Here is a 17,708-nt window from a genome sequence, read left to right as displayed (position 1 = left end):
AGGCTATCCGCATGACCATGATGACCGCCAGCACGGGCCGAATCGGGACCGCCCCGTCCCCGCCCCCGGGGCCGCGGCTCCCGGCACCCGTCGCGCCGCTGCTCGACCGGATCCGGGCCGGCCGGGAGTTCGGCGCCAACGTCTACTCCACCGTCGACGTGCTCTGGGTGCTCTACGACCGGATCCTCCGGATCGCCCCGGACACCGTCGACGACCCGGAACGGGACCGCTTCCTGCTCTCCAAGGGCCACGCCGTGGCCGGCTACTACGCGGTGCTCGCCGCCAAGGGTTTCGTCCCGGTCGACTGGCTCGACGACCAGGGCGGGCCGGAGAGCCGGCTCGGCGACCACCCGGACCGGCTGCTGGTGCCCGGGGTGGAGATCGGCTCCGGCTCGCTCGGCCACGGCCTCGGGCTCGGCGTCGGCACCGCGCTCGGGCTGCGCGCCCAGGGCCTGCTCACCCCGCGGGTGTACGTGCTGCTCGGCGACGCGGAGCTGGACGAGGGCTCCAACCACGAGGCGATCGCGTACGCCGGGGCGACCGGGCTGGCCAACCTGACCGCCGTGGTGGTGGACAACTCCTCGGCCACGCACGGCTGGCCGGGCGGGGCGGCGGCCCGGTTCACCGTGAACGGGTGGACCGCCGCCACCGTCGACGGGCGCGACCACGACGCCCTGCACACCGCCCTGACCGGGCAGGACCACCACCGGCCGCACGTCGTCGTCGCGGTCGTCGACTCCGGGGAGTGACCGTGCGGGACAGTTTCGTCGACACCACCACCGCGTTGCTGGCCGAGGACCCGCGTACCGCGCTGGTGCTCGCCGACATCTCCGCCGCCGCGTTCGCCCCGGCCGCCCGCCGGCACCCGGACCGGGTGCTCAACGTCGGCATCCGGGAGCAGTTGATGGTCGGCGTGGCCGGCGGGCTCGCGCTGACCGGGCTGCGCCCGATCGTGCACAGCTACGCCCCGTTCCTCGTCGAGCGGGCGTACGAGCAGCTCAAGCTGGACCTCGACCACCAGGGGGCGAGCGCCGTGCTGGTCAGCGTCGGCGCGTCGTACGACCGGGCGGCCGCCGGGCGCACCCACCTCTCCCCGGCCGACGTCTCGCTGATCGACACGCTGCACGGGTGGACCGTGCACGTGCCCGGGCACCCCGGCGAGGTGCCGGCGCTGCTGCGCGCGGCGGTGGCCGCCGACGGCCCGGCGTACCTGCGGCTCTCCACCCTGCACAACCACCGGCCGCGCGGCGGCGACGGCGCGTTGGACCTGGTCCGGGACGCCGGGCCGGGCGCGCCGCTGCTGGTCGCGGTCGGGCCGGTGCTGGACGCCGCGCTGGCCGCGGTGGCCGACCTGGGCGTCTCGGTGGCGTACACCCACCGGCCCCGACCGTTCGACATCGCGGGGCTGCGGGCGCTGGCCGGCGCCGAGGTGATCCTGGTCGAGCCCTACCTGGCCGGGACGTCGGCCCGGGTGGTCTCGGCGGCGCTGGCCGACCGGCCGCACCGGCTGCTGGCGCTCGGGGTGGGCCGGCAGGAGCTGCGCCGCTACGGGTCACCCGAGGACCACACCCGCTGGCACGGGTTGGACGCGGCCGGGCTGCGCCACTCGGTGACCGGGTTCCTGGCGCCGGCGCCGGCGGCGGTCGGCCGCTGAGCGGCCGCGCCGGCCGGGGCCCGCCGGACGGGCGGGCCGAGGGTCAGCGGGTCGGGGTGCCGGCGGGCCGGCGGCGGGTGCGCTCGCGGCCGAGGATCCAGAGCGCCTCGACCCCGTCCTTCCAGGTGATCTTCTTGCCCTCCTCGCGGTTGCGGGCGCGGTAGCTGATCGGCACCTCGTAGGGCCGGATCCGGCGGCGCAGCAGCTTGCCGGTCACCTCGGCCTCCATCCCGAAGCCGCGGGAGCGGATGTCGAGCGAGCGGTAGAGGGCGACCGGCATCAGCTTGAAGCAGGTCTCCAGGTCACCGATGTAGGAGTTGAACAGCACGTTCGCGGCCATCGTGACGCCCTTGTTGCCCATCACGTACCAGAAGCTGTAGGCGCTGTGGCTGCCGAACGTGCGATTGCCGTAGACCACGGTGGCGCGGCCGTCGAGCACCGGGTCGAGCAGCTTGGGGATGTCCTGCGGGTCGTACTCCAGGTCGGCGTCGAGGATCACCATGTAGTCGCCCTCGGCGTTGTCGACCGCCGTCTTGATGGCCGCGCCCTTGCCCGCGTTACGCGGGTGGGTGATGACCCGCAGCCGCGCGTCGTCGGCCCGGCCGAGGATCTCCCCGGTCCCGTCCCGGCTGCCGTCGTCGACCACGACCAGCTCGATCTCGCACGGGTAGTCGACCGCCAATGCCTGCTTGAGGGCATCCGCGATGCGTTCTTCCTCGTTGTAGACCGGCATGAGGATCGAGAGCTTCACGGGAATCTCCACGGTGGCGACAATGTGTCGGGCCTAGCCTAGCCTGGCTGGTCAGCGCGGCGGTCGCCGCCACCGCCGGGCGTCACGGATGGCGGCGTCGGCCGATGGTGTTTACTTCCGGCCATGTCGGCAGCCGGCTACCCGCTCGCCCTGGCGCCCGTCGCCGCGCTCGTCCTGCTCACCGTCGCCCTGCGGCCGGCCGAGCCGGCCACCGTGGCGCCGCTGCGGCTGGCCGTGGTCCGGGCCGCGCTGCTGACCGGCGCCTTCGCGGTGCTCACCGTGGAGCTGCTCGGCGCGCTGCGCCTGCTCACCCGGCCGGCGTTCACGATCGCCTGGCTGCTCTTCCTGGTCGCCGCCGGCGTGGCCGTCGGCTGGCGCCGCCGCCGGGACGCGGCACGGTCGGCCGCTCCGGTCGCCGCCGCCCGGCCGGGTGCGCTGGTCGGGGCGAGGGCCGCCGGGCCGGCCCCCGCGACCGGCGCCGGCGTCCCGGTCGCCGGCCGGCCCGCACCCGCCGGCCCGGCCGCCGACGGTTCCGGCCCCGCCGGCTGGTCGACCCGGCTGGCCGGGTGGTGGCGTACGGCGGGTCGGGGCGAGCGGCTGCTCGCCGGCACGGTCGGCGGTCTGGTCCTGGTCGAACTGCTGGTCGCGCTGCTGGCCGAGCCGAACAACTTCGACTCACAGACCTACCACCTGCCCAAGGTGGAGCACTGGGTGGCGCAGCGCGAGCTGGACTTCTGGCCCACCGCGATCCACCGCCAGGTGACCATCCCGCCGGGCGCCGAGTACCTGCTGCTGCACCTGCGCCTGTTCACCGGCGGCGACGCGCTGCACAACCTGGTGCAGTGGGCGGCCATGCTGGGTTGCCTGCTGGTCGCCACCCGGATCACCGCCCAGCTCGGCGGCGGCCGGCGGGCCCAGTTGCTCACCGCGTTCGTGCTGGCCACCACGCCGATGGTGGCGCTGCAGGCGACCAGCACGCAGACCGACCTGGTCTGCGCCGCCTGGGTGGCCGCCGCGGCCACCCTCGCGCTGGACGGGCTGCACCGGCGCACCGGCGTGGGCACGCTGCTCGGGCTCGGGGCGGCCACCGGGCTGACCGCGGTCACCAAGACCAGCGGGCTGATCGCGGTCGGTCCGCTGCTGGTGCTCTGGGGGCTCGCCCAACTGCGCCTGGCCCACCTCGACCGGCGCGCGGCCCGGCCGGCCGGCGTGGCCCGTACGGTCGCCGCGTCGCTGCTGATCCTCACGGTCGCCGCCGCGGTGGTCGGCCCGTTCCTGGCCCGGGTGACGGTCGAGTTCGGCCACCCGCTCGGCCCGCCCCGGCTGCGCGAGTCCATTCCGATGGACCGGCACGACCCCGGGTCCGTCCTGGTCAACGCGCTGCGCATCGGACACACCGCGTTCGACACCCCGTTGGCGCCGCTGCGCCGGGCCACCGCGGCGGCGATCGTCGAGGGGGCCGGCCTGATCGGGGTGGACCCGCAGGACCGCGCCACCACCTTCGGGCGGGAGACCTTCCCGGTGCCGTCCTGGTACCCGGACGAGGACCGGGTGGCTTTTCCGCTGGCCGGAGCGCTGGCGCTGCTCGGGGCGGGATTCGCGCTGACCCGGCCCGGCCGGGTCAGCGCGGAACGCGCGGGACCGCTGCGGGCGTACGCGGTGGTCGTGGTCACGGCGGTGCTGCTGCACGCCACGATGATCAAGTGGCAGCCGTGGGGCAACCGGCTGCTGCTCTACGCCCTGGTGCTGGCCGTACCGCTGGCCGGGCTCTGGCTGGAGGCGCTGTTCCGCCGCCGGTCCGCCGCCGGCACGGAGGCCGGCGGGGTGGCCGAGCCGGCGACCGGTGGCCCGGGTGGGCGGCGGTCGATCGCGGCGGGGCTCGCGGTCACCGTGCTGGCGGCGAGCGCGCTGGCCGGGGTGCTCGCGGTGTCGTACGGCTTCCCGCGCCGACTGGTCGGCACCGGCTCGGTCTTCACCACGGGCGAGTGGGAGACCCGGTTCCTGCGCCGTCCACAGTGGGCGGATGAGTTCCGCTGGGCGGCGGAGGCGGTCCGGGCCGCCGACGCCAACCGGATCGGTCTGGTGCAGCAGAACGACAACTGGGAGTACCCCTGGTGGCTGCTGCTGCGCGAGCCGGACGGCCGGCCGCCGGAACTGGTCGCGCTCCAGTCGGTGCTGCCGGAGCGACCGCCGGCCGACCCGGCGTCGGTGGACGCGATCGTCTGCACCGGCAGCCGGCCGGCCTGCACGCGGCTGGTGCCGCCGGGCTGGCGGCTGGAGTTCCGCGGCTACGTCGGGTACGCGCTGCCGCCCGGCCGCTGACGGATCTTCGGTCAGCCCGCCGGCACCGACCGGCACGGCGGTTTGCCGGGATCGCCCGGTTCGGCAGACCGCGCGCAAGGATTCTGAGACGTATTCACATGCCTGCATTCCACGCGTTACCGTCCGGTAACTCGATCGACATCCCACGATCGAGGCGAAAGGAGTGCGTCGATGCTTGGTTCCGCTGCCAGGCGCGAACGTGCGACCCGACGACGGTCACTCACCGCCGTCTTCGCCGCCGCTCTCGTCCTGCCGATGCTCGCCGGACCGGCCACCCCCGCCACCGCGGCCGACCGTCCGGCCATCCAGCCACTCCCCAGCCACCTGGAGGCGATCCGCGCCGCCGAGGCCACCGCGCTCTACGGCACGCCCGCCGTCCGCCCGATCGAGCAGCGCCGCACCGCGCTGATCACCATGGGCGACAGCGAGATCTCGGGCGAGGGGGTGGGCAACTACGTCCCCGGCACCCACGAACCCGGCAACTGGTGCGACCGCTCGTACGACCAGGCGGTGTTCCGCACCGGCATCGCCGCCGACGAGAAGTACAACATCGCCTGCTCCGGGGCGACCCCGTGGAACCTGATCCGGGGCGGGCCCACCCAGCACAACGAGCTCAACCAGGGCGACCACCTGGCGATCAAGGCGCGGAACACACACGTCAAGCTGATCTGGGTGGTGGTCGGCGCCAACGGCGACGGCACGATCCAGTTCGGGCCGGTCGCCACCGACTGCACCATCCGCCGGGTCTTCTTCCAGGGCCCGTGCTACCCCACCTACACCGACCAGTGGACGATCCGCACCGACGGCAGCCGACGGGCGGTCGAGGACGCGCTCACCGACATCCGGCGGACCATGACCGACGCCGGCTACCTGCGGTCGGACTACGAGCTGGTGCTCATGTCGTACCCGAGCCCCGGCAGCCCGGACGTGGAGGACAACCCGAACTTCCCCGGCTGGTACGCCGGCGGCTGCCTGCTCTACCTGGCCGACGCGGCGTTCGCCCGGAACAAGGCGGTGCCGCTGTTCGAGACGGCGATCCGGGCGGCGGCCACCAACACCGGCACCCGCTACCTGGACGCCAGCCGGCTGTTCCACGGCCACGAGGTGTGCACCGACAACACCTCGGTCCGCGGCCTCTACATCGAGGTCGGCATCTGGGACGAGAACGCGGCGCGGCAGTCGTTCCACCCGAACTACCGGGGGCACGGCATGTTCGCCCAGTGCATCACCCAGTTCTGGAACGCAGGCCTCCAGCGGGCGACCTGCGTCGACCCGGCCAGCACCGGCGGTGGCGTGCTCTACCCGGGGCTGTTCGAGTTCAAGCAGCTGCGCAACGTCGCCACCGGCACCTGCGTGGACGGCAAGGGCTACGACTCGCGCAACAGCACACCGCAGCAGTCGTACGGCTGCCACGGCGGGCGTAACCAGGGCTTCTGGTACGACCCGACCCGGCAGTCGCTGCACTCCGAGCTCTCCCACGACCGCTGCCTGGACGTGGCCGGCGGCACGCTGAGCGCCGGCACCGCGGTCAACATCTACGACTGCCACGGCGGCGTCAACCAGAAGTTCGTGCTCGCCGGCAACCAGATCAAGGCGGCCGGCAACACCAACCTCTGCCTGGCGTTCGACAGCCCGTGGCTGGGCAGCCCGCGGCTGCGGCTGGCCAACTGCTCGACGAGCACCCGGCAGCAGTGGTCGTTCGAGTCCCGCAACTTCGCCAACCCGGTCGGCTACGGCCACGACGACTTCATCGGGTCGCGGGTGTACTGATCGATCCTTCCACCGGCAGTGGCCGCCCCTGACAGGGCGGCCACTGCTCACGCGGGCTACTTCTGCTTCACCGGCACGACGATCAGGCGGGCCACGCCGCCGTCGCCGTCCTTGGCGCCGGCCACGCCGATCGTGGTGCCGACCGTGATGTCCGTCGACTGGATCGTGGTGCGGCGCTCGACGACGCGCAGCTTGTCGCCGAAGGTCCAGGTCATGGTGAAGCCGTCGGTGGACTTCACGGTCATCGAGTCGCCGTCGATCGCGGTCACCTCGCCGCGCTGCACGGCGACGGTCTTCGTACCGTCCTTGGTCTGCACCACGGCCTCGCCGTGCAGGGTGTTGCGGCGCAGCAGCACCCGGGCCTTGCGGCGTTCGCGCCACTCCTCGGCGCGCTCGCGCCGCGGCTTCTCCCCGGTCGCGGCCGGCGGCGCGGTCGCGGCCAGGGTGTCCACCTCCAGGTCGACGGCGTCGAAGCCCAGCGCGGCGAGCGCCTGGCCCTCCGCGCCCATCGCGGCGGCCACCTCGACGGCGGTCTCCCGGACCGGCTGACCGGCCGTCTCGGCGGCCCCGCAGCCGGCGACGCCGAGCGTGACCGCCGCGAGCAGTGTGGTGGCGGCAAATCCCCAACGTGCCATGAGTCTTCCTCTCGTCCGTGGTGCTGCCAGCCTCCCCCGCGTCGGCGAGCGGAGCGTCAGGTCGATGTTCGAGCCGGGTAAGGATCGGGCGGGAGCCGGACGGTGAAGGCCGCGCCACCCTCCGGGGCGTGTCCCGCCCCGATCTCCCCGCCGAGCCGGCGGACCAGGCCGGCGGCGAGCGCCAGCCCCAGCCCGCTACCCACCTTGCGCACCCCGCGGTACCGCTGGTGCAGCGCTCCGCGTTCGAACGCCACCGCCAGGTCGTCGTCGGTGAAGCCGGGCCCGCCGTCGCGGACCTCGACCACGCCGCCGCTGGCCGGGTCCGCGCCCGCCGGCCGGACCGCGAGCACCACCGGCGCCCCCGGCGGTACGACCCGCAGCGCGTTCTCCAACAGCCCGTCGACCACCTGCCGGATCCGGCCCGGGTCGGTGTACACGGGCACCGGCCGGTCCGGGACCTCGACCCGGAACGTCACCCCGACCGCCGCGCACCGGCCGGCCCAGGTCCGCTCCGCGTCGACCGCCAGCCGGGTCAGGTCGACCGGCACCGGTTCCAGCGGGAAGTCGGCCGCCTCCAGCCGGGCCAGCGCCAGCAGGTCGCTGACCAGCCGGTCCAGGTGTTCCGCCTCGGCCAGCACGGTCCGCCCGGTGCCGGCCACCTCGGCCGCGGGGATCACGCCGTCGGCCAGCGCCTCGGCGTAGCCGCGGATCGCGGTCAGCGGGGTGCGCAACTCGTGCGAGACGGAGAGCAGGAACTCCCGCTGCCGGCCCTCGCTGGTGGCCAGGGCGGCGGCCAGCCCGTTCAGCGCGTACGCCAGGTCGGCCACCTCGTCGGGCGGCTCCACCGGCACCCGTACCGTCCGGTCCCCGGCGCGCAGCCGGGCGGCGGCCTCGGCGGCGCGCCGGATCGGGCGGGCCAGCCGACGGGCCAGCAGCAGCCCGGCGACCAGACCGGCGGCCAGCCCGGCCAGCAGCGGCAGCCAGAGGCTCGGCAGCACCTGCCGCCACGGAGCAACGGACCGGGAACGGGTCAGCACCACCCCGTTGCCGCCGGGCAGGGCACGTCCCTCGATCAGGGCGCGCCGCCCGTCGACCGGCCGGCGGGTCGAGACGTTGCGCCCCTCGGCCACCCGCTGCACCACCCGGGGCGGCAGCCCGGGCCGGTCCGCGACGCCCCGCCGGATCAGGTACGCGTCGATGCCCTGCGCGCGCAGCTGACGGACCAGCCGTTCCTCGTCGGCGGTGCGTCCGGTCTCCAGCCGGGGGCGCAGCACCTCGGCGGCGAGCCGGGCCTGCGCGGCCAGCGCCGCCTGCTCGCGCCGCTCGACCCCGCGGATCGCCACGGGCACCGCGACGATCGCGGTGGCCAGCACCGAGACCAGCGCGACCGCGCAGGTGACCAGCACCGCGCGGGAGGTCAGCGTACGGCCGGGGCGGTGGCGGGGCGGGGCCGGCGGCGGGCCGACCACCGGCAGGGCGAGGGTCGGCTCAGCCATCGGCGGCGTACCCGACGCCCCGGTGGGTGCGGATCACGCCGGCCCCGCCGAGCTTCGCCCGCACCTGCGCCACGTGCACGTCGACCGTCCGGGTGCCGGCGTGCGCGGCGTAGCCCCAGACCGCGGCCAGCAGCTCCTCCCGGGTGAACACCCGACCGGGCCGGGCCATCAGATGGGCGAGCAGGTCGAACTCGGTGGTGGTCAGCTGGACCGGGGCGCCGGCCACGGTCACCGTCCGGCGGGCCGGGTCGAGCGTCACCTGGCCGATCGCCCGGGGCCGGTCCACCTCGGGCGGCCCCGCCGTGCGGCGCAGCACCGCCCGCACCCGGGCGACCAGTTCGCGCGGGCTGAACGGCTTGGTGACGTAGTCGTCCGCGCCCAGTTCCAGGCCGACGACCCGGTCGACCTCGTCGTCGCGGGCGGTGAGGAAGATGACCGGGGTCCAGTCGCCGGCCTCGCGCAGCCGCCGGCAGACCTCGGTGCCGGTCAGCCCGGGCAGCGCGATGTCGAGCACGCAGGCCACCGGGCGCAGCCGGCGGGCCGCGGCCAGCCCGGCCGTCCCGTCCCGTTCCAGGTGTACGCCGAACCCGTCCCGGGTCAGGTAGAGCCGGACCAGGTCGGCGATGGCCGGCTCGTCCTCGACCACGAGGACGAGCCCGCGCGGCTGGGCGTCGACGGTCACCGGCCCATGATTGCCCACCGGGGCGGCGACGCGGACGTCGGCGGATGTTCGGGTTCGGTAAGGACACGCCGGGGCGGGATGCCCTGGCCGGCGGTCAGCGGACCGTGGCGGGACGGAAGGTGGCCGACCGCGCGGCTGCCGGGGCGTCGCCGATGGTCGCCACGATCCGCTCCCGGGCGCTGCGCAGCCGGGTCCGGAAGGCGTGGTTGAGCAGGGCGTCGAGCTGCCACACCTGCTTCGGGTGCTGGGTCCGGATGACGAACCGCTCGCGGACCCCGTCGATCGCGGTGGCCGCCAGTTCGACGGAGTGCAGCCGGGGGTCGGGGCTCCAGGTGACGTTGCTCAGCTCGCGCAGTTCGGTGTTGAGGTGCAGGCGCAGTCGGTGCAGCACCCGGGTCTGCTGGGTGACGACCAGCCGGCGGTGGGTGAGCAGCAGCAGGTACTCGCCCCCCACCGGGCGGTCGGGGCGGCTGCACCGGGTGACCAGGATGGTCGCGTCGCCGGAGCCGACGCAACGGCGGAAGATCGGCATGTGCCGGGTGGCGGTCTGCACCGCCAGGCCGGCCTCGGAGGCGGCCGGGAGGAACGTTCGGGAGAAGACGTCCATGCCCTGCCCAACGACGGCCGCACGGGGGTGACGCGGCTCACACGGCAGTTTTGGAAGTTCCACGACGCCGTGTCGCACCGCCTGTGCGACGGCGGGCGGCGCCGGCGACCGGGCCGTCGCCGTCAGCGCTTCAGCGGCGGAACGTCACGGATCCCCCCGTGCCGCGCCAGCGCGGCTTCGGCTGCGCCAGCACCCACCCCGGGAACGCCGGCTGCTCGAGGTCGAGGTAGTTGCTGTCGATGTTGATCCGGACGCCGCCCCAGGTCTCATGGTGGTCGCCCTGGTACTGCTTCATCCGCCGCTTCGGCGTCCAGTAGCTCGCTGGGATGGCCGGGTCCGACACCGTCCTGACGCCGTCCCAGCGGGCGAAGTCGAGCAGGTCGGGACGGGCGTAGCCCGGCCGCTGGTAGGCCGCCACCTGGTCACGGAGGCCGTACGAGCCCACCGAGGTGTAGAGGCCCGACAGGTAGCCGAGCTCGTGCAACCGCCTGGTCCACGCGCTCGCGAAGGTGTCGACCGCGGCGGTGCAGGCGGCGTCGCCCTCGTAGTGCTCGATGTCCAGGATGATCGTGCTGCGCGCCGCGAGACCCAGATTCCCCGCGTTGCGCGCCGCGTCGTCGGCCGCCTCACGCCCCTGGGCGGCTGCCCGCGTCGGGTCGATCCGGCGCAGGTAGGTCGTGCAGGGCGGCTGGAGCCCCACGTAGAGCGGGAAGAACCGCCAGCCCGCCGCCTGCTGGGTGCTGACCCACTCCTTCGTCAGGTTGGCCTGGGCGCAGCCCCGGTTGACCCCGCCGATGTAGATGCCCACCGCCCGGTACGGCGATTGGAGCCACGCGTTCATCTGCGCGTTCGAAGGCGCGGCGCAGGTGTCGAACCCCAGGCCGGTGAAGGTGCCCGGGTGCGGTCCGGTGTAGCCGGCCGCGGCAGCCGGCGCCGGCCGGCTGATCACTGCGGCGCCCGCCATCAGCGTGGCGACCGCGGCGGTGGCGAGGACACGCCGGGCGGTACGGCGCAGGGCGGACCGGGCAGGAATGGTGATCACAGGTCTCCCGATCTGGCGGCGAGGCGGGGCCGGGGGATGACCGGTCGAGTGGACCGTCCCACGTCGGCGATCGATCATCCCGGTTCCGCCGCCGACTGTCCAGTTCGGTCGTACGCCGAGCTTCCGTCCGGCCAATCGGGTAGATCGGCGATGAGGTCAGGCCGGATCCGGCTCCAGCAGCTCGGCCAGCCAGCCGGGCACCGCCGCGGCGTACTCGGCCCGGGCGGGGTCGGCGGTGTCCAGGGAACGCCGCCAGGAGAGCGAGCGGCTCACCTTGGTCACCCCGATGGCCAGCGTCGCCGCCTCGCGCAGGGTGGCCCGGTCGTACCGGTCCGTCCACGCCTCCAGGTACGCGTCCCGCAACCGGACCAGCGCCGCGTCACCGGGGGCGAGGTCGAGCACGCGACCGACCGAGTTCAGCGTCACCAGCAGGGTGCCGAACGGGTGCGCCACCGAGGCGTCACCCCAGTCGAAGAAGCGGTAACCGTCGGCGGTGACGAAGACGTTGCCGTCGTGCAGGTCGTCGTGCTGGAGGCTGGCCGCGATGCCGATCTCGGCGAGTCGCCGGCACCGGTCGGCGTACTCCGGCAGCAGCCCGCGCAGCCGGTCGTACGTCTCGGGGCTGAGCCCGTCCTCGGCGCCGACCAGCAGCGACTCGCGATCGTCGAGCAGCTCGGCGAGGAGGCGGGGCAGGAGCTCGGGCCGGTGGTCGGGCACCCGGGCGGCGAGCAACTCGTCGACCCGGGGGGCGAGGGCGAGCTGGAGCGCCGCGTAGTCGGGCAGGACCTGCTCCCACCGGGCCAGGTCGCGGTCCCGGGCGAGCACGTCGCGCAGCGACTCGCCGCCGTCGGGCAGCAGCGACCAGCCCCGGTCCGCGTGCACGGCGATCGGGTCGAGCACCCGGCCGGGCGTGCGCCGGGCCAGCACGGCCAGCAGCCCGGCCTCGTGCGCGGTGCCCGGGTTGTTCGCCTTGAACCAGGCGTCCCCGGCGTCGGTCGGCACCCGCCAGACCAGCGACCAGGGACGGATCCGGGGCTCGACCGGGCCGGTGACCCGCCGGCCCTGCCGGCCGAGCTGGTCGGTCACCCAGTCGAGGGCGGCGGCCTGCCAGTGCGGATCGGTCCAGCCGGGGTGCGGCGTCGAGGTGGTGGTCACGCAGGCAATCTAGGCCCCCGTCGCCCGCCGGGCGAGGCCGTTACCGGCCGCCGCCCGCCCGCACCGACCGGCGGATGCCCGGGGACGCCCGCCGACTCGGCGGGCAGCTCCCGGCCCGCGGCGGCCACCGGCCGCACCCGCTCGCCCGCGACGCCCGGCCGGGGCGGTGGGTCAGAGCAGCTCGACGATGGTGGCGTTGGCCATGCCGCCGCCCTCGCACATCGTCTGCAGGCCGTAGCGGATGCCGTTGTCGCGCATGTGGGCGAGCATCGTGGTCATGATCCGGGCGCCGGACGCGCCCAGCGGGTGCCCGAGGGCGATCGCACCGCCGCGCGGGTTGAGCCGCTCCGGGGCCGCCTCGGTCTCCGCCAGCCAGGCCAGCGGCACCGGGGCGAACGCCTCGTTCACCTCGTACACCCCGATCTCCTCGATGCCCAGCCCGGCGCGGCGCAGCGCCTTGGCGGTGGCCGGGATGGGGGCGGTGAGCATGGTGACCGGGTCGTCCGCGGCGACCACGGCGGTGTGCACGCGGGCCAGCGGGCGCAGGCCGTGCCGGCTGGCCCACTCGCTGGTGGTGACGGCGAGCGCCGCCGCGCCGTCGCTGATCTGCGACGCGGAGCCGGCGGTGACCACGCCGTCGGGCCGGAACGGGGTGGGCAGCTCGCCGAGCTTCGCCAGCGAGGTGTCCCGCCGGATGCCCTCGTCGGCGGCGAACTTGGCGCCGTCGGCTAGCGCCACCGGGGCGAGTTCGGCGTCGAACGCGCCGGCGTCCTGCGCGGCGGCCGCCTTCTCGTGGCTGGCCAGCGCGTACTCGTCGAGCTGGGCCCGGGAGAAGCGCCAGCGCGCGGCGATCAGCTCGGCCCCGACGCCCTGGTTGAACGGCAGTGGGGACTCGTCGGCGAAGCCCGCCACGCCCCGGTAGCGGTCGCGCACCTGGTCGCTGAAGGGCATCCCACCGGCCACGCTGGAGCCCATCGGCACCCGGGTCATCGACTCCACGCCGCCGGCGACCACCAGGTCGGCCTGGCCGGAGAGCACGGTGGCGGCGGCGAAGTGCAGCGCCTGCTGGCTGGACCCGCACTGCCGGTCGAGCGTGGTGCCGGGCACCGACTCCGGCCAGCCGGCGGCCAGTACGCCGTTGCGGGCGATGTTCCACGACTGCTCGCCGACCTGCGACACGCAGCCCCAGATCACGTCGTCGACCTGGCCCGGGTCGATGCCGGTGCGCTCGGCGAGGGCGCGCAGCACGTGCGCCGACAGGTCCACCGGGTGGACCGTGGCCAGGCTGCCCTTGCGCCGCCCCACCGGGGTGCGTACCGCGCCGACGATAACCGCGTCACTCATGTCTACTCCCCGGTAACTTGGGTCGTCCCCGATCCTACGTCCTCGGCGGGGCGGTCGTCCCCCCGCGGGGCGCTGGCATGCTGGTCGGATGGAAGCTGAGTCGTCCGGGCAGTGGCGGGTGCCCGCCGCCCTGCCGGTGCTGAAGGCCGCCGGCGCGGTCGTGCTGGTGGCGCTCGGGCTGCTCCTCGCCGGCGACGACCCGGTCCAGCTGGTGCTCGCCGGGCTGGCCGCCGCCGCACTGCTCGGCTGGGCGCTGCGCGACGTGGTCGCCCCGGTCCGGCTGGCCGTCGGCCCCGAGGGCATCACGGTCGTCGCGGGCTGGGCCGGGCGCCGCCGGCTGCCCTGGACCGCGGTCGAGGCGATCACCGTGGACCGCCGCGGCCGGTTGGGCCTGACCGGCGAGGTGCTGGAGATCGACGCCGGCGAGTCGCTGCACCTGTTCGGCCGCTCCGACCTGGGCGCCGAGCCGGCCGAGGTGGCCGAGGCGCTGCGCGCGGCCCGCCCGGCGGGCTGACCCGCCGCTCAGCCGACCAGGGCGGCGGTGCGGATCAGCGCCAGGCCGAGCAGCGCCAGCACCAGGAGCGCGCCGCCGGCCAGCTGCACCAGCGTGCGCCGCGACCGCGGGGCGTACGCCAGCACCAGCGCCATCGCCGCGCCGACCGCCAGGCCGCCCAGGTGCCCGGGAATGGAGATGCCCGGCACGGTCAGGGTGAAGACCAGGTTGATCACCAGGATCGGGATGACCTGGGAGATGTCCCGGCCCATCTTGCGTTCGATCACGATGAGCGCGGCGAAGAGCCCGAAGATGGCCGTGGAGGCGCCGGCGGTGGTCACGTTCGGCTCGCTGAACAGGTACGCGGCGACGTTCCCGCCGAACCCGGCGAGCAGGTAGAGCGACAGGAAGCGCAACGGCCCGAGGTTGGCCTCCAGCGACCGGCCGAGCACCCACAGCGCCCACATGTTCAGCAGCAGGTGGACCACGCCGAAGTGCAGGAACATCGCGGTGACCAGCCGGTACCACTGGCCCTCGGCGATGCCGCCGACAGTGCCGTCGGGGAACACCGCACCGCCCAGCACCGAACCCCAGTCGGTGAGCGGGGTGGTGCCGCCCAGCAGGCCACCGAAGCCGGAACCGCCGAGGGCGGCGTCCCCGCCCCGGTCGGAGGCGATGGAGAGCAGCATCAGCAGCACGTTGAGCGCGACCAGGGCCTTGGTGACGTAGCCGTGCCGGCCGGCGGCACCGCCACCGAAGGCGGTACGCGCCGGCCGCACGCTACGGCGCCCCTCGTTGACGCACTCCGGGCACTGGTGCCCGACCGACGCCTCCCGCATGCAGTCCGGGCAGATCGGCCGGTCGCAGCGGGTGCACCGGACGTAGGTCTCCCGGCCCGGGTGCCGGTAGCAGACCGGGGTGGTCGGCGGCGACTCGCTCATCGCGCCGGCCTTTTTTCCGGGACCGTACGGTCCCGCCGGGCCCGCCCTCCGGAGCGCTCAGTCATGCGAGCAAAGGTACCTCGCCGAGGCTCAACCCTCGGTGTGCTCGATCTCGACCCGCTCGATGACCACATCCTGCAGCGGCCGGTCGCTCGGGCCGGTCGGGGTGTTGGCGATCGTGTCGACGACCTTCACCGAGGCCTCGTCGGCGACCTGACCGAAGATGGTGTGCCGGTTGTTGAGGTGCGGCGTCGGCGAGACGGTGATGAAGAACTGCGAGCCGTTGGTGCCCGGCCCGGCGTTCGCCATGGCCAGCAGGTACGGCCGGTCGAAGCGCAGCTCCGGGTGGAACTCGTCGGCGAACTTGTAACCGGGGCCACCGCGACCGGTGCCGGTCGGGTCGCCCATCTGGATCATGAAGCCGCTGATCACCCGGTGCGAGATGGTGCCGTCGTAGTACGGGCCGCTGCCCGGCTGACCGGTACGCGGGTCGATGTATTCGCGCTTGCCCTCGGCCAGCTCGACGAAGTTGCGGACGGTCTTCGGCGCGTGGTTGGGGAAGAGCTCCAGCCGGATCGGGCCGGCGTTGGTGTGCAAGGTGGCGTAGACAGCCTCGGCCACGGGTACTCCTCACTCGTTGGTCAGTTCCATGCGGATCCTCCCATGTGCCCGATCTGGCCATGCGGAGGCATCCGAAGGTGGAGGATGACGGAGGAACAACTCCCAGGAGGTGGGACCGTGTTTGGAATCGGGCGGCGTAAGTCCCAGGGGCAGCTCGCCAGGGCCGAGCTGAACCAGAGCATCAGCCACCTGATGCAGGCAGCCAACCATGCCGCGAAGGGTGCCGGCGCGAACGTCAGCCCGCGGGTCCAGGCGGCCCGGGGCTTCGTCGCGCCGACGGCGGCGAAGGTGCGTGACCGCGCCGCGACCGGCTGGGGGACCACGCTCACCACGCTCGCCCCGCTGGCCGCCGCCGCCCGTGACGGTGCCGGGCAGGCGGGCTCGATGACCAGGAAGGCCAAGGCGAAGAACATGCGGATCACTGGCAAGAAGAAGCAGCCCCGCCGTCGCGGGTCCATGATGACCGGTCTGCTCGCCGCCGGCGCGGTGGCCGGCCTGGCCGGGGCGATGGCCCTGCGCCGCCGCCGCGAGCAGCAGGAGTGGGCCGAGTACGACCCGACCCGCACGCTGGAGCCGATGCGCGACGAGGTGGACACCATCGAGGTGAAGACCCGCTCGGCCGGCGGCACGACGGTGACCGACGCGTCCACGATGTCCAGCGGCTCGGCGGTGGCCGGCGGCCCGACCGGGGCCGGCAGCTCGGCGGTGGCCGGCGGCGACAGCGCCTCCACCACCTCGCCCGGCAAGCAGCCGACCATCCAGGAGACGAAGAAGGTCCCGTCGGTGGCCGAGGGAGCCCGGGACGTCTCCGGCCGCCCGACCGACGACCTGAGCAAGGCGATGGGCAAGGACACCGCCCGGACCAACGGTCGTCGCTGACCCTGGGGGTCACCGACGCCGCTGACCCGCGGGTCGCGGGAAGCGCCGGCGAGGCGGGGAGCACCCCGCGACGCCGGCGCTTCCGCGTGCCTCGGCGAGCCGCGATCCGACGCGCCCGAGGTGGTGCTCGCACCGCCGGCGCGCGTCAGAGCCAGCCGTTGCGGCGGAACCAGCGGTAGAGGGCCAGCGAGATGGCCAGCATCAGCGCGAGCACGACCGGATAGCCGTACGTCATCCGCAGCTCCGGCATGACGTCGAAGTTCATCCCGTAGATGCCGGCGATGGCGGTCCAGACCGCGGCGATGGCCGCCCACGCGGCGATCTTCCGCATGTCGTTGTTCTGGTCGACCGTGACCTGGGCCAGCCGCGCCTGGAGGATCGAGTTGAGCAGGTCGTCGTAGGAGTTGACCTGCTCGACCGTCCGGCTGAGGTGGTCCTGCACGTCTCGGAAGTAGCGGCGGACCTCCTTCGGCACGTCCCGGTTCATCTGCGAGGTGAGCGTCAGCAGCGGCCGTTGCAGCGGGGTCACCGCCCGCTTGAACTCCACCAGCTCCCGCTTCATCTGGTAGATCCGCTGGATCCGCCCGCTGGCGTGCCGGTCGAAGACCTCGGCCTCCAGCGTGTCGAGGTCGTCCTCCAGCCGGTCGGCCACCTCCAGGTAGAGATCGACCACCCGGTCGGTGACCGCGTACGCCACCGCCCACGGTCCCTGGAGCAGCAACTCCTGCTTGGTCTCCAGATCGGCCCGGACGGGGGAGAGCCGGCAGGCGTCCCCGTGCCGGACGCTGATCAGGAAGTTGGGGCCGATGAAGAGCATCACCTGGCCGGTCTCGACGACCTCCGAGGTCTCGGTCAGCTCCGCGTGCTCGCAGTACCGGGCGGTCCGCAGCACCAGGAAGCTGACCTCGCCGAACTGCTCCAGCTTGGGGCGTTGCTGGGCCTTGACCGCGTCCTCGACCGCCAGCTCGTGCAGGCCGTAGGTGGCGGCGATGGCGGTCATCTCGTCCAGCGACGGTTCGTGCAGGCCGAGCCAGACGAAACCGTGCTCCGCCCGGCGGGCGGCCTGGAGCGCCTCGGCGTACTGCCAGTCGCCCGGCTGCCGCCGGCCGTCGACGTAGAGCGCGCAGTCGACCACGGCGCTGCGCCCGGGGCCGGTGGGCGGGGAGGTGTCCGCGGGCTCCTCGGCGCCTCGGCGGCGGGCCATCGCCCGGACCGGCGCCACCCAGGCCCGGGGCTTGAGCACCCGCCCGGCGCTCTGCGGCACCACCCGCTCCCGCTCGGCCCGGTCCGTCATCGCGCCCCCTTCCACGCTTCGC

Annotated in this window: 17 protein-coding genes; 6 read left to right on the top strand and 11 right to left on the bottom strand. The window is 74.3% G+C overall.

Features of this window, described 5'->3' with window-relative positions; genetic code table 11:
* Nucleotides 1-11 precede the first annotated feature (11 nt).
* Nucleotides 12-749 (top strand): transketolase, encoded by a 738-nt coding sequence (locus tag AC1WTP_RS16525; protein WP_481650139.1) that lies wholly within the window; start codon nucleotides 12-14, stop codon nucleotides 747-749.
* Between the two features lie 2 nt (nucleotides 750-751).
* Nucleotides 752-1,654: a transketolase family protein gene (locus AC1WTP_RS16520; RefSeq protein ID WP_481650138.1), complete on the top strand. Its 903-nt coding sequence runs from the start codon at nucleotides 752-754 to the stop codon at nucleotides 1,652-1,654.
* A gap of 43 nt (nucleotides 1,655-1,697) precedes the next feature.
* Here the strand turns inward: AC1WTP_RS16520 and AC1WTP_RS16515 are convergent, their stop codons facing one another.
* A complete protein-coding gene (locus AC1WTP_RS16515; RefSeq protein ID WP_481650194.1) occupies nucleotides 1,698-2,405 on the bottom strand; it encodes a glycosyltransferase family 2 protein in 708 nt (235 codons plus the stop codon).
* A 123-nt stretch (nucleotides 2,406-2,528) separates the two neighbouring features.
* On the opposite strand from AC1WTP_RS16515, the gene AC1WTP_RS16510 reads away from it, so the two are divergent.
* Nucleotides 2,529-4,727 (top strand): hypothetical protein, encoded by a 2,199-nt coding sequence (locus AC1WTP_RS16510; RefSeq protein WP_481650137.1) that lies wholly within the window; start codon nucleotides 2,529-2,531, stop codon nucleotides 4,725-4,727.
* A 171-nt stretch (nucleotides 4,728-4,898) separates the two neighbouring features.
* On the top strand, nucleotides 4,899-6,497 hold the full coding sequence (locus tag AC1WTP_RS16505; protein WP_481650136.1) for a ricin-type beta-trefoil lectin domain protein: 1,599 nt from the start codon (nucleotides 4,899-4,901) through the stop codon (nucleotides 6,495-6,497).
* A gap of 56 nt (nucleotides 6,498-6,553) precedes the next feature.
* On the opposite strand, the gene AC1WTP_RS16500 is transcribed toward AC1WTP_RS16505, so the two are convergent.
* The 7 genes from AC1WTP_RS16500 to AC1WTP_RS16470 form a co-directional block, all read right to left on the bottom strand.
* Nucleotides 6,554-7,132, bottom strand: coding sequence for a hypothetical protein (locus tag AC1WTP_RS16500; protein WP_481650135.1), 579 nt, complete (start codon nucleotides 7,130-7,132; stop codon nucleotides 6,554-6,556).
* A 56-nt stretch (nucleotides 7,133-7,188) separates the two neighbouring features.
* Nucleotides 7,189-8,628, bottom strand: a complete 1,440-nt coding sequence (locus AC1WTP_RS16495) for a sensor histidine kinase (protein WP_481650134.1) — start codon at nucleotides 8,626-8,628, stop codon at nucleotides 7,189-7,191.
* On the bottom strand, nucleotides 8,621-9,310 hold the full coding sequence (locus AC1WTP_RS16490; RefSeq protein ID WP_481650133.1) for a response regulator transcription factor: 690 nt from the start codon (nucleotides 9,308-9,310) through the stop codon (nucleotides 8,621-8,623). The genes AC1WTP_RS16495 and AC1WTP_RS16490 overlap by 8 nt, the downstream gene beginning before the upstream one ends.
* Nucleotides 9,311-9,404: 94 nt before the next feature.
* Nucleotides 9,405-9,917 (bottom strand): hypothetical protein, encoded by a 513-nt coding sequence (locus tag AC1WTP_RS16485; protein ID WP_481650132.1) that lies wholly within the window; start codon nucleotides 9,915-9,917, stop codon nucleotides 9,405-9,407.
* A gap of 130 nt (nucleotides 9,918-10,047) precedes the next feature.
* Entirely contained in the window at nucleotides 10,048-10,959 is a 912-nt protein-coding gene (locus tag AC1WTP_RS16480; protein ID WP_481650131.1) for a DUF1906 domain-containing protein, read from the bottom strand.
* Nucleotides 10,960-11,115: 156 nt separating this feature from the next.
* Nucleotides 11,116-12,114 carry a phosphotransferase gene (locus AC1WTP_RS16475; protein ID WP_481650130.1) on the bottom strand — a complete coding sequence of 333 codons (999 nt, stop codon included), beginning with the start codon at nucleotides 12,112-12,114 and terminating at the stop codon, nucleotides 11,116-11,118.
* Nucleotides 12,115-12,285: 171 nt separating this feature from the next.
* Nucleotides 12,286-13,458, bottom strand: a complete 1,173-nt coding sequence (locus tag AC1WTP_RS16470; protein ID WP_481650129.1) for a thiolase family protein — start codon at nucleotides 13,456-13,458, stop codon at nucleotides 12,286-12,288.
* An 88-nt stretch (nucleotides 13,459-13,546) separates the two neighbouring features.
* Between AC1WTP_RS16470 and AC1WTP_RS16465 the strand changes: the two genes are divergently transcribed.
* Nucleotides 13,547-13,972 (top strand): PH domain-containing protein, encoded by a 426-nt coding sequence (locus AC1WTP_RS16465; RefSeq protein ID WP_481650128.1) that lies wholly within the window; start codon nucleotides 13,547-13,549, stop codon nucleotides 13,970-13,972.
* Nucleotides 13,973-13,980: 8 nt separating this feature from the next.
* On the opposite strand, the gene AC1WTP_RS16460 is transcribed toward AC1WTP_RS16465, so the two are convergent.
* Together AC1WTP_RS16460 and AC1WTP_RS16455 are read right to left on the bottom strand one after the other, a co-directional pair.
* Nucleotides 13,981-14,892, bottom strand: coding sequence for a rhomboid family intramembrane serine protease (locus AC1WTP_RS16460; RefSeq protein WP_481650127.1), 912 nt, complete (start codon nucleotides 14,890-14,892; stop codon nucleotides 13,981-13,983).
* 90 nt (nucleotides 14,893-14,982) lie between these two features.
* Nucleotides 14,983-15,513, bottom strand: a complete 531-nt coding sequence (locus tag AC1WTP_RS16455) for a peptidylprolyl isomerase (protein WP_481650126.1) — start codon at nucleotides 15,511-15,513, stop codon at nucleotides 14,983-14,985.
* A gap of 84 nt (nucleotides 15,514-15,597) precedes the next feature.
* On the opposite strand from AC1WTP_RS16455, the gene AC1WTP_RS16450 reads away from it, so the two are divergent.
* Nucleotides 15,598-16,392 carry a hypothetical protein gene (locus AC1WTP_RS16450; protein ID WP_481650125.1) on the top strand — a complete coding sequence of 265 codons (795 nt, stop codon included), beginning with the start codon at nucleotides 15,598-15,600 and terminating at the stop codon, nucleotides 16,390-16,392.
* Nucleotides 16,393-16,537: 145 nt separating this feature from the next.
* On the opposite strand, the gene corA is transcribed toward AC1WTP_RS16450, so the two are convergent.
* Nucleotides 16,538-17,686: a magnesium/cobalt transporter CorA gene (gene corA, locus AC1WTP_RS16445; RefSeq protein ID WP_481650124.1), complete on the bottom strand. Its 1,149-nt coding sequence runs from the start codon at nucleotides 17,684-17,686 to the stop codon at nucleotides 16,538-16,540.
* Nucleotides 17,687-17,708: the final 22 nt, after the last annotated feature.

The sequence above is a fragment of the Micromonospora sp. R311 genome (genome assembly GCF_056780015.1).
This window is presented reverse-complemented; position numbering and strand designations above follow the sequence as displayed.

Coding starts and splice junctions, on each gene's coding strand:
- AC1WTP_RS16525 (WP_481650139.1), top strand. CDS start 12: ATGACCATGATGACCGCCAGCACGGGCCGAATCGGGACCGCCCCGTCC.
- AC1WTP_RS16510 (WP_481650137.1), top strand. CDS start 2,529: ATGTCGGCAGCCGGCTACCCGCTCGCCCTGGCGCCCGTCGCCGCGCTC.
- AC1WTP_RS16505 (WP_481650136.1), top strand. CDS start 4,899: ATGCTTGGTTCCGCTGCCAGGCGCGAACGTGCGACCCGACGACGGTCA.
- AC1WTP_RS16500 (WP_481650135.1), bottom strand. CDS start 7,132: ATGGCACGTTGGGGATTTGCCGCCACCACACTGCTCGCGGCGGTCACG.
- AC1WTP_RS16495 (WP_481650134.1), bottom strand. CDS start 8,628: ATGGCTGAGCCGACCCTCGCCCTGCCGGTGGTCGGCCCGCCGCCGGCC.
- AC1WTP_RS16485 (WP_481650132.1), bottom strand. CDS start 9,917: ATGGACGTCTTCTCCCGAACGTTCCTCCCGGCCGCCTCCGAGGCCGGC.
- AC1WTP_RS16470 (WP_481650129.1), bottom strand. CDS start 13,458: ATGAGTGACGCGGTTATCGTCGGCGCGGTACGCACCCCGGTGGGGCGG.
- AC1WTP_RS16465 (WP_481650128.1), top strand. CDS start 13,547: ATGGAAGCTGAGTCGTCCGGGCAGTGGCGGGTGCCCGCCGCCCTGCCG.
- AC1WTP_RS16460 (WP_481650127.1), bottom strand. CDS start 14,892: ATGAGCGAGTCGCCGCCGACCACCCCGGTCTGCTACCGGCACCCGGGC.
- AC1WTP_RS16450 (WP_481650125.1), top strand. CDS start 15,598: ATGACGGAGGAACAACTCCCAGGAGGTGGGACCGTGTTTGGAATCGGG.
- corA (WP_481650124.1), bottom strand. CDS start 17,686: ATGACGGACCGGGCCGAGCGGGAGCGGGTGGTGCCGCAGAGCGCCGGG.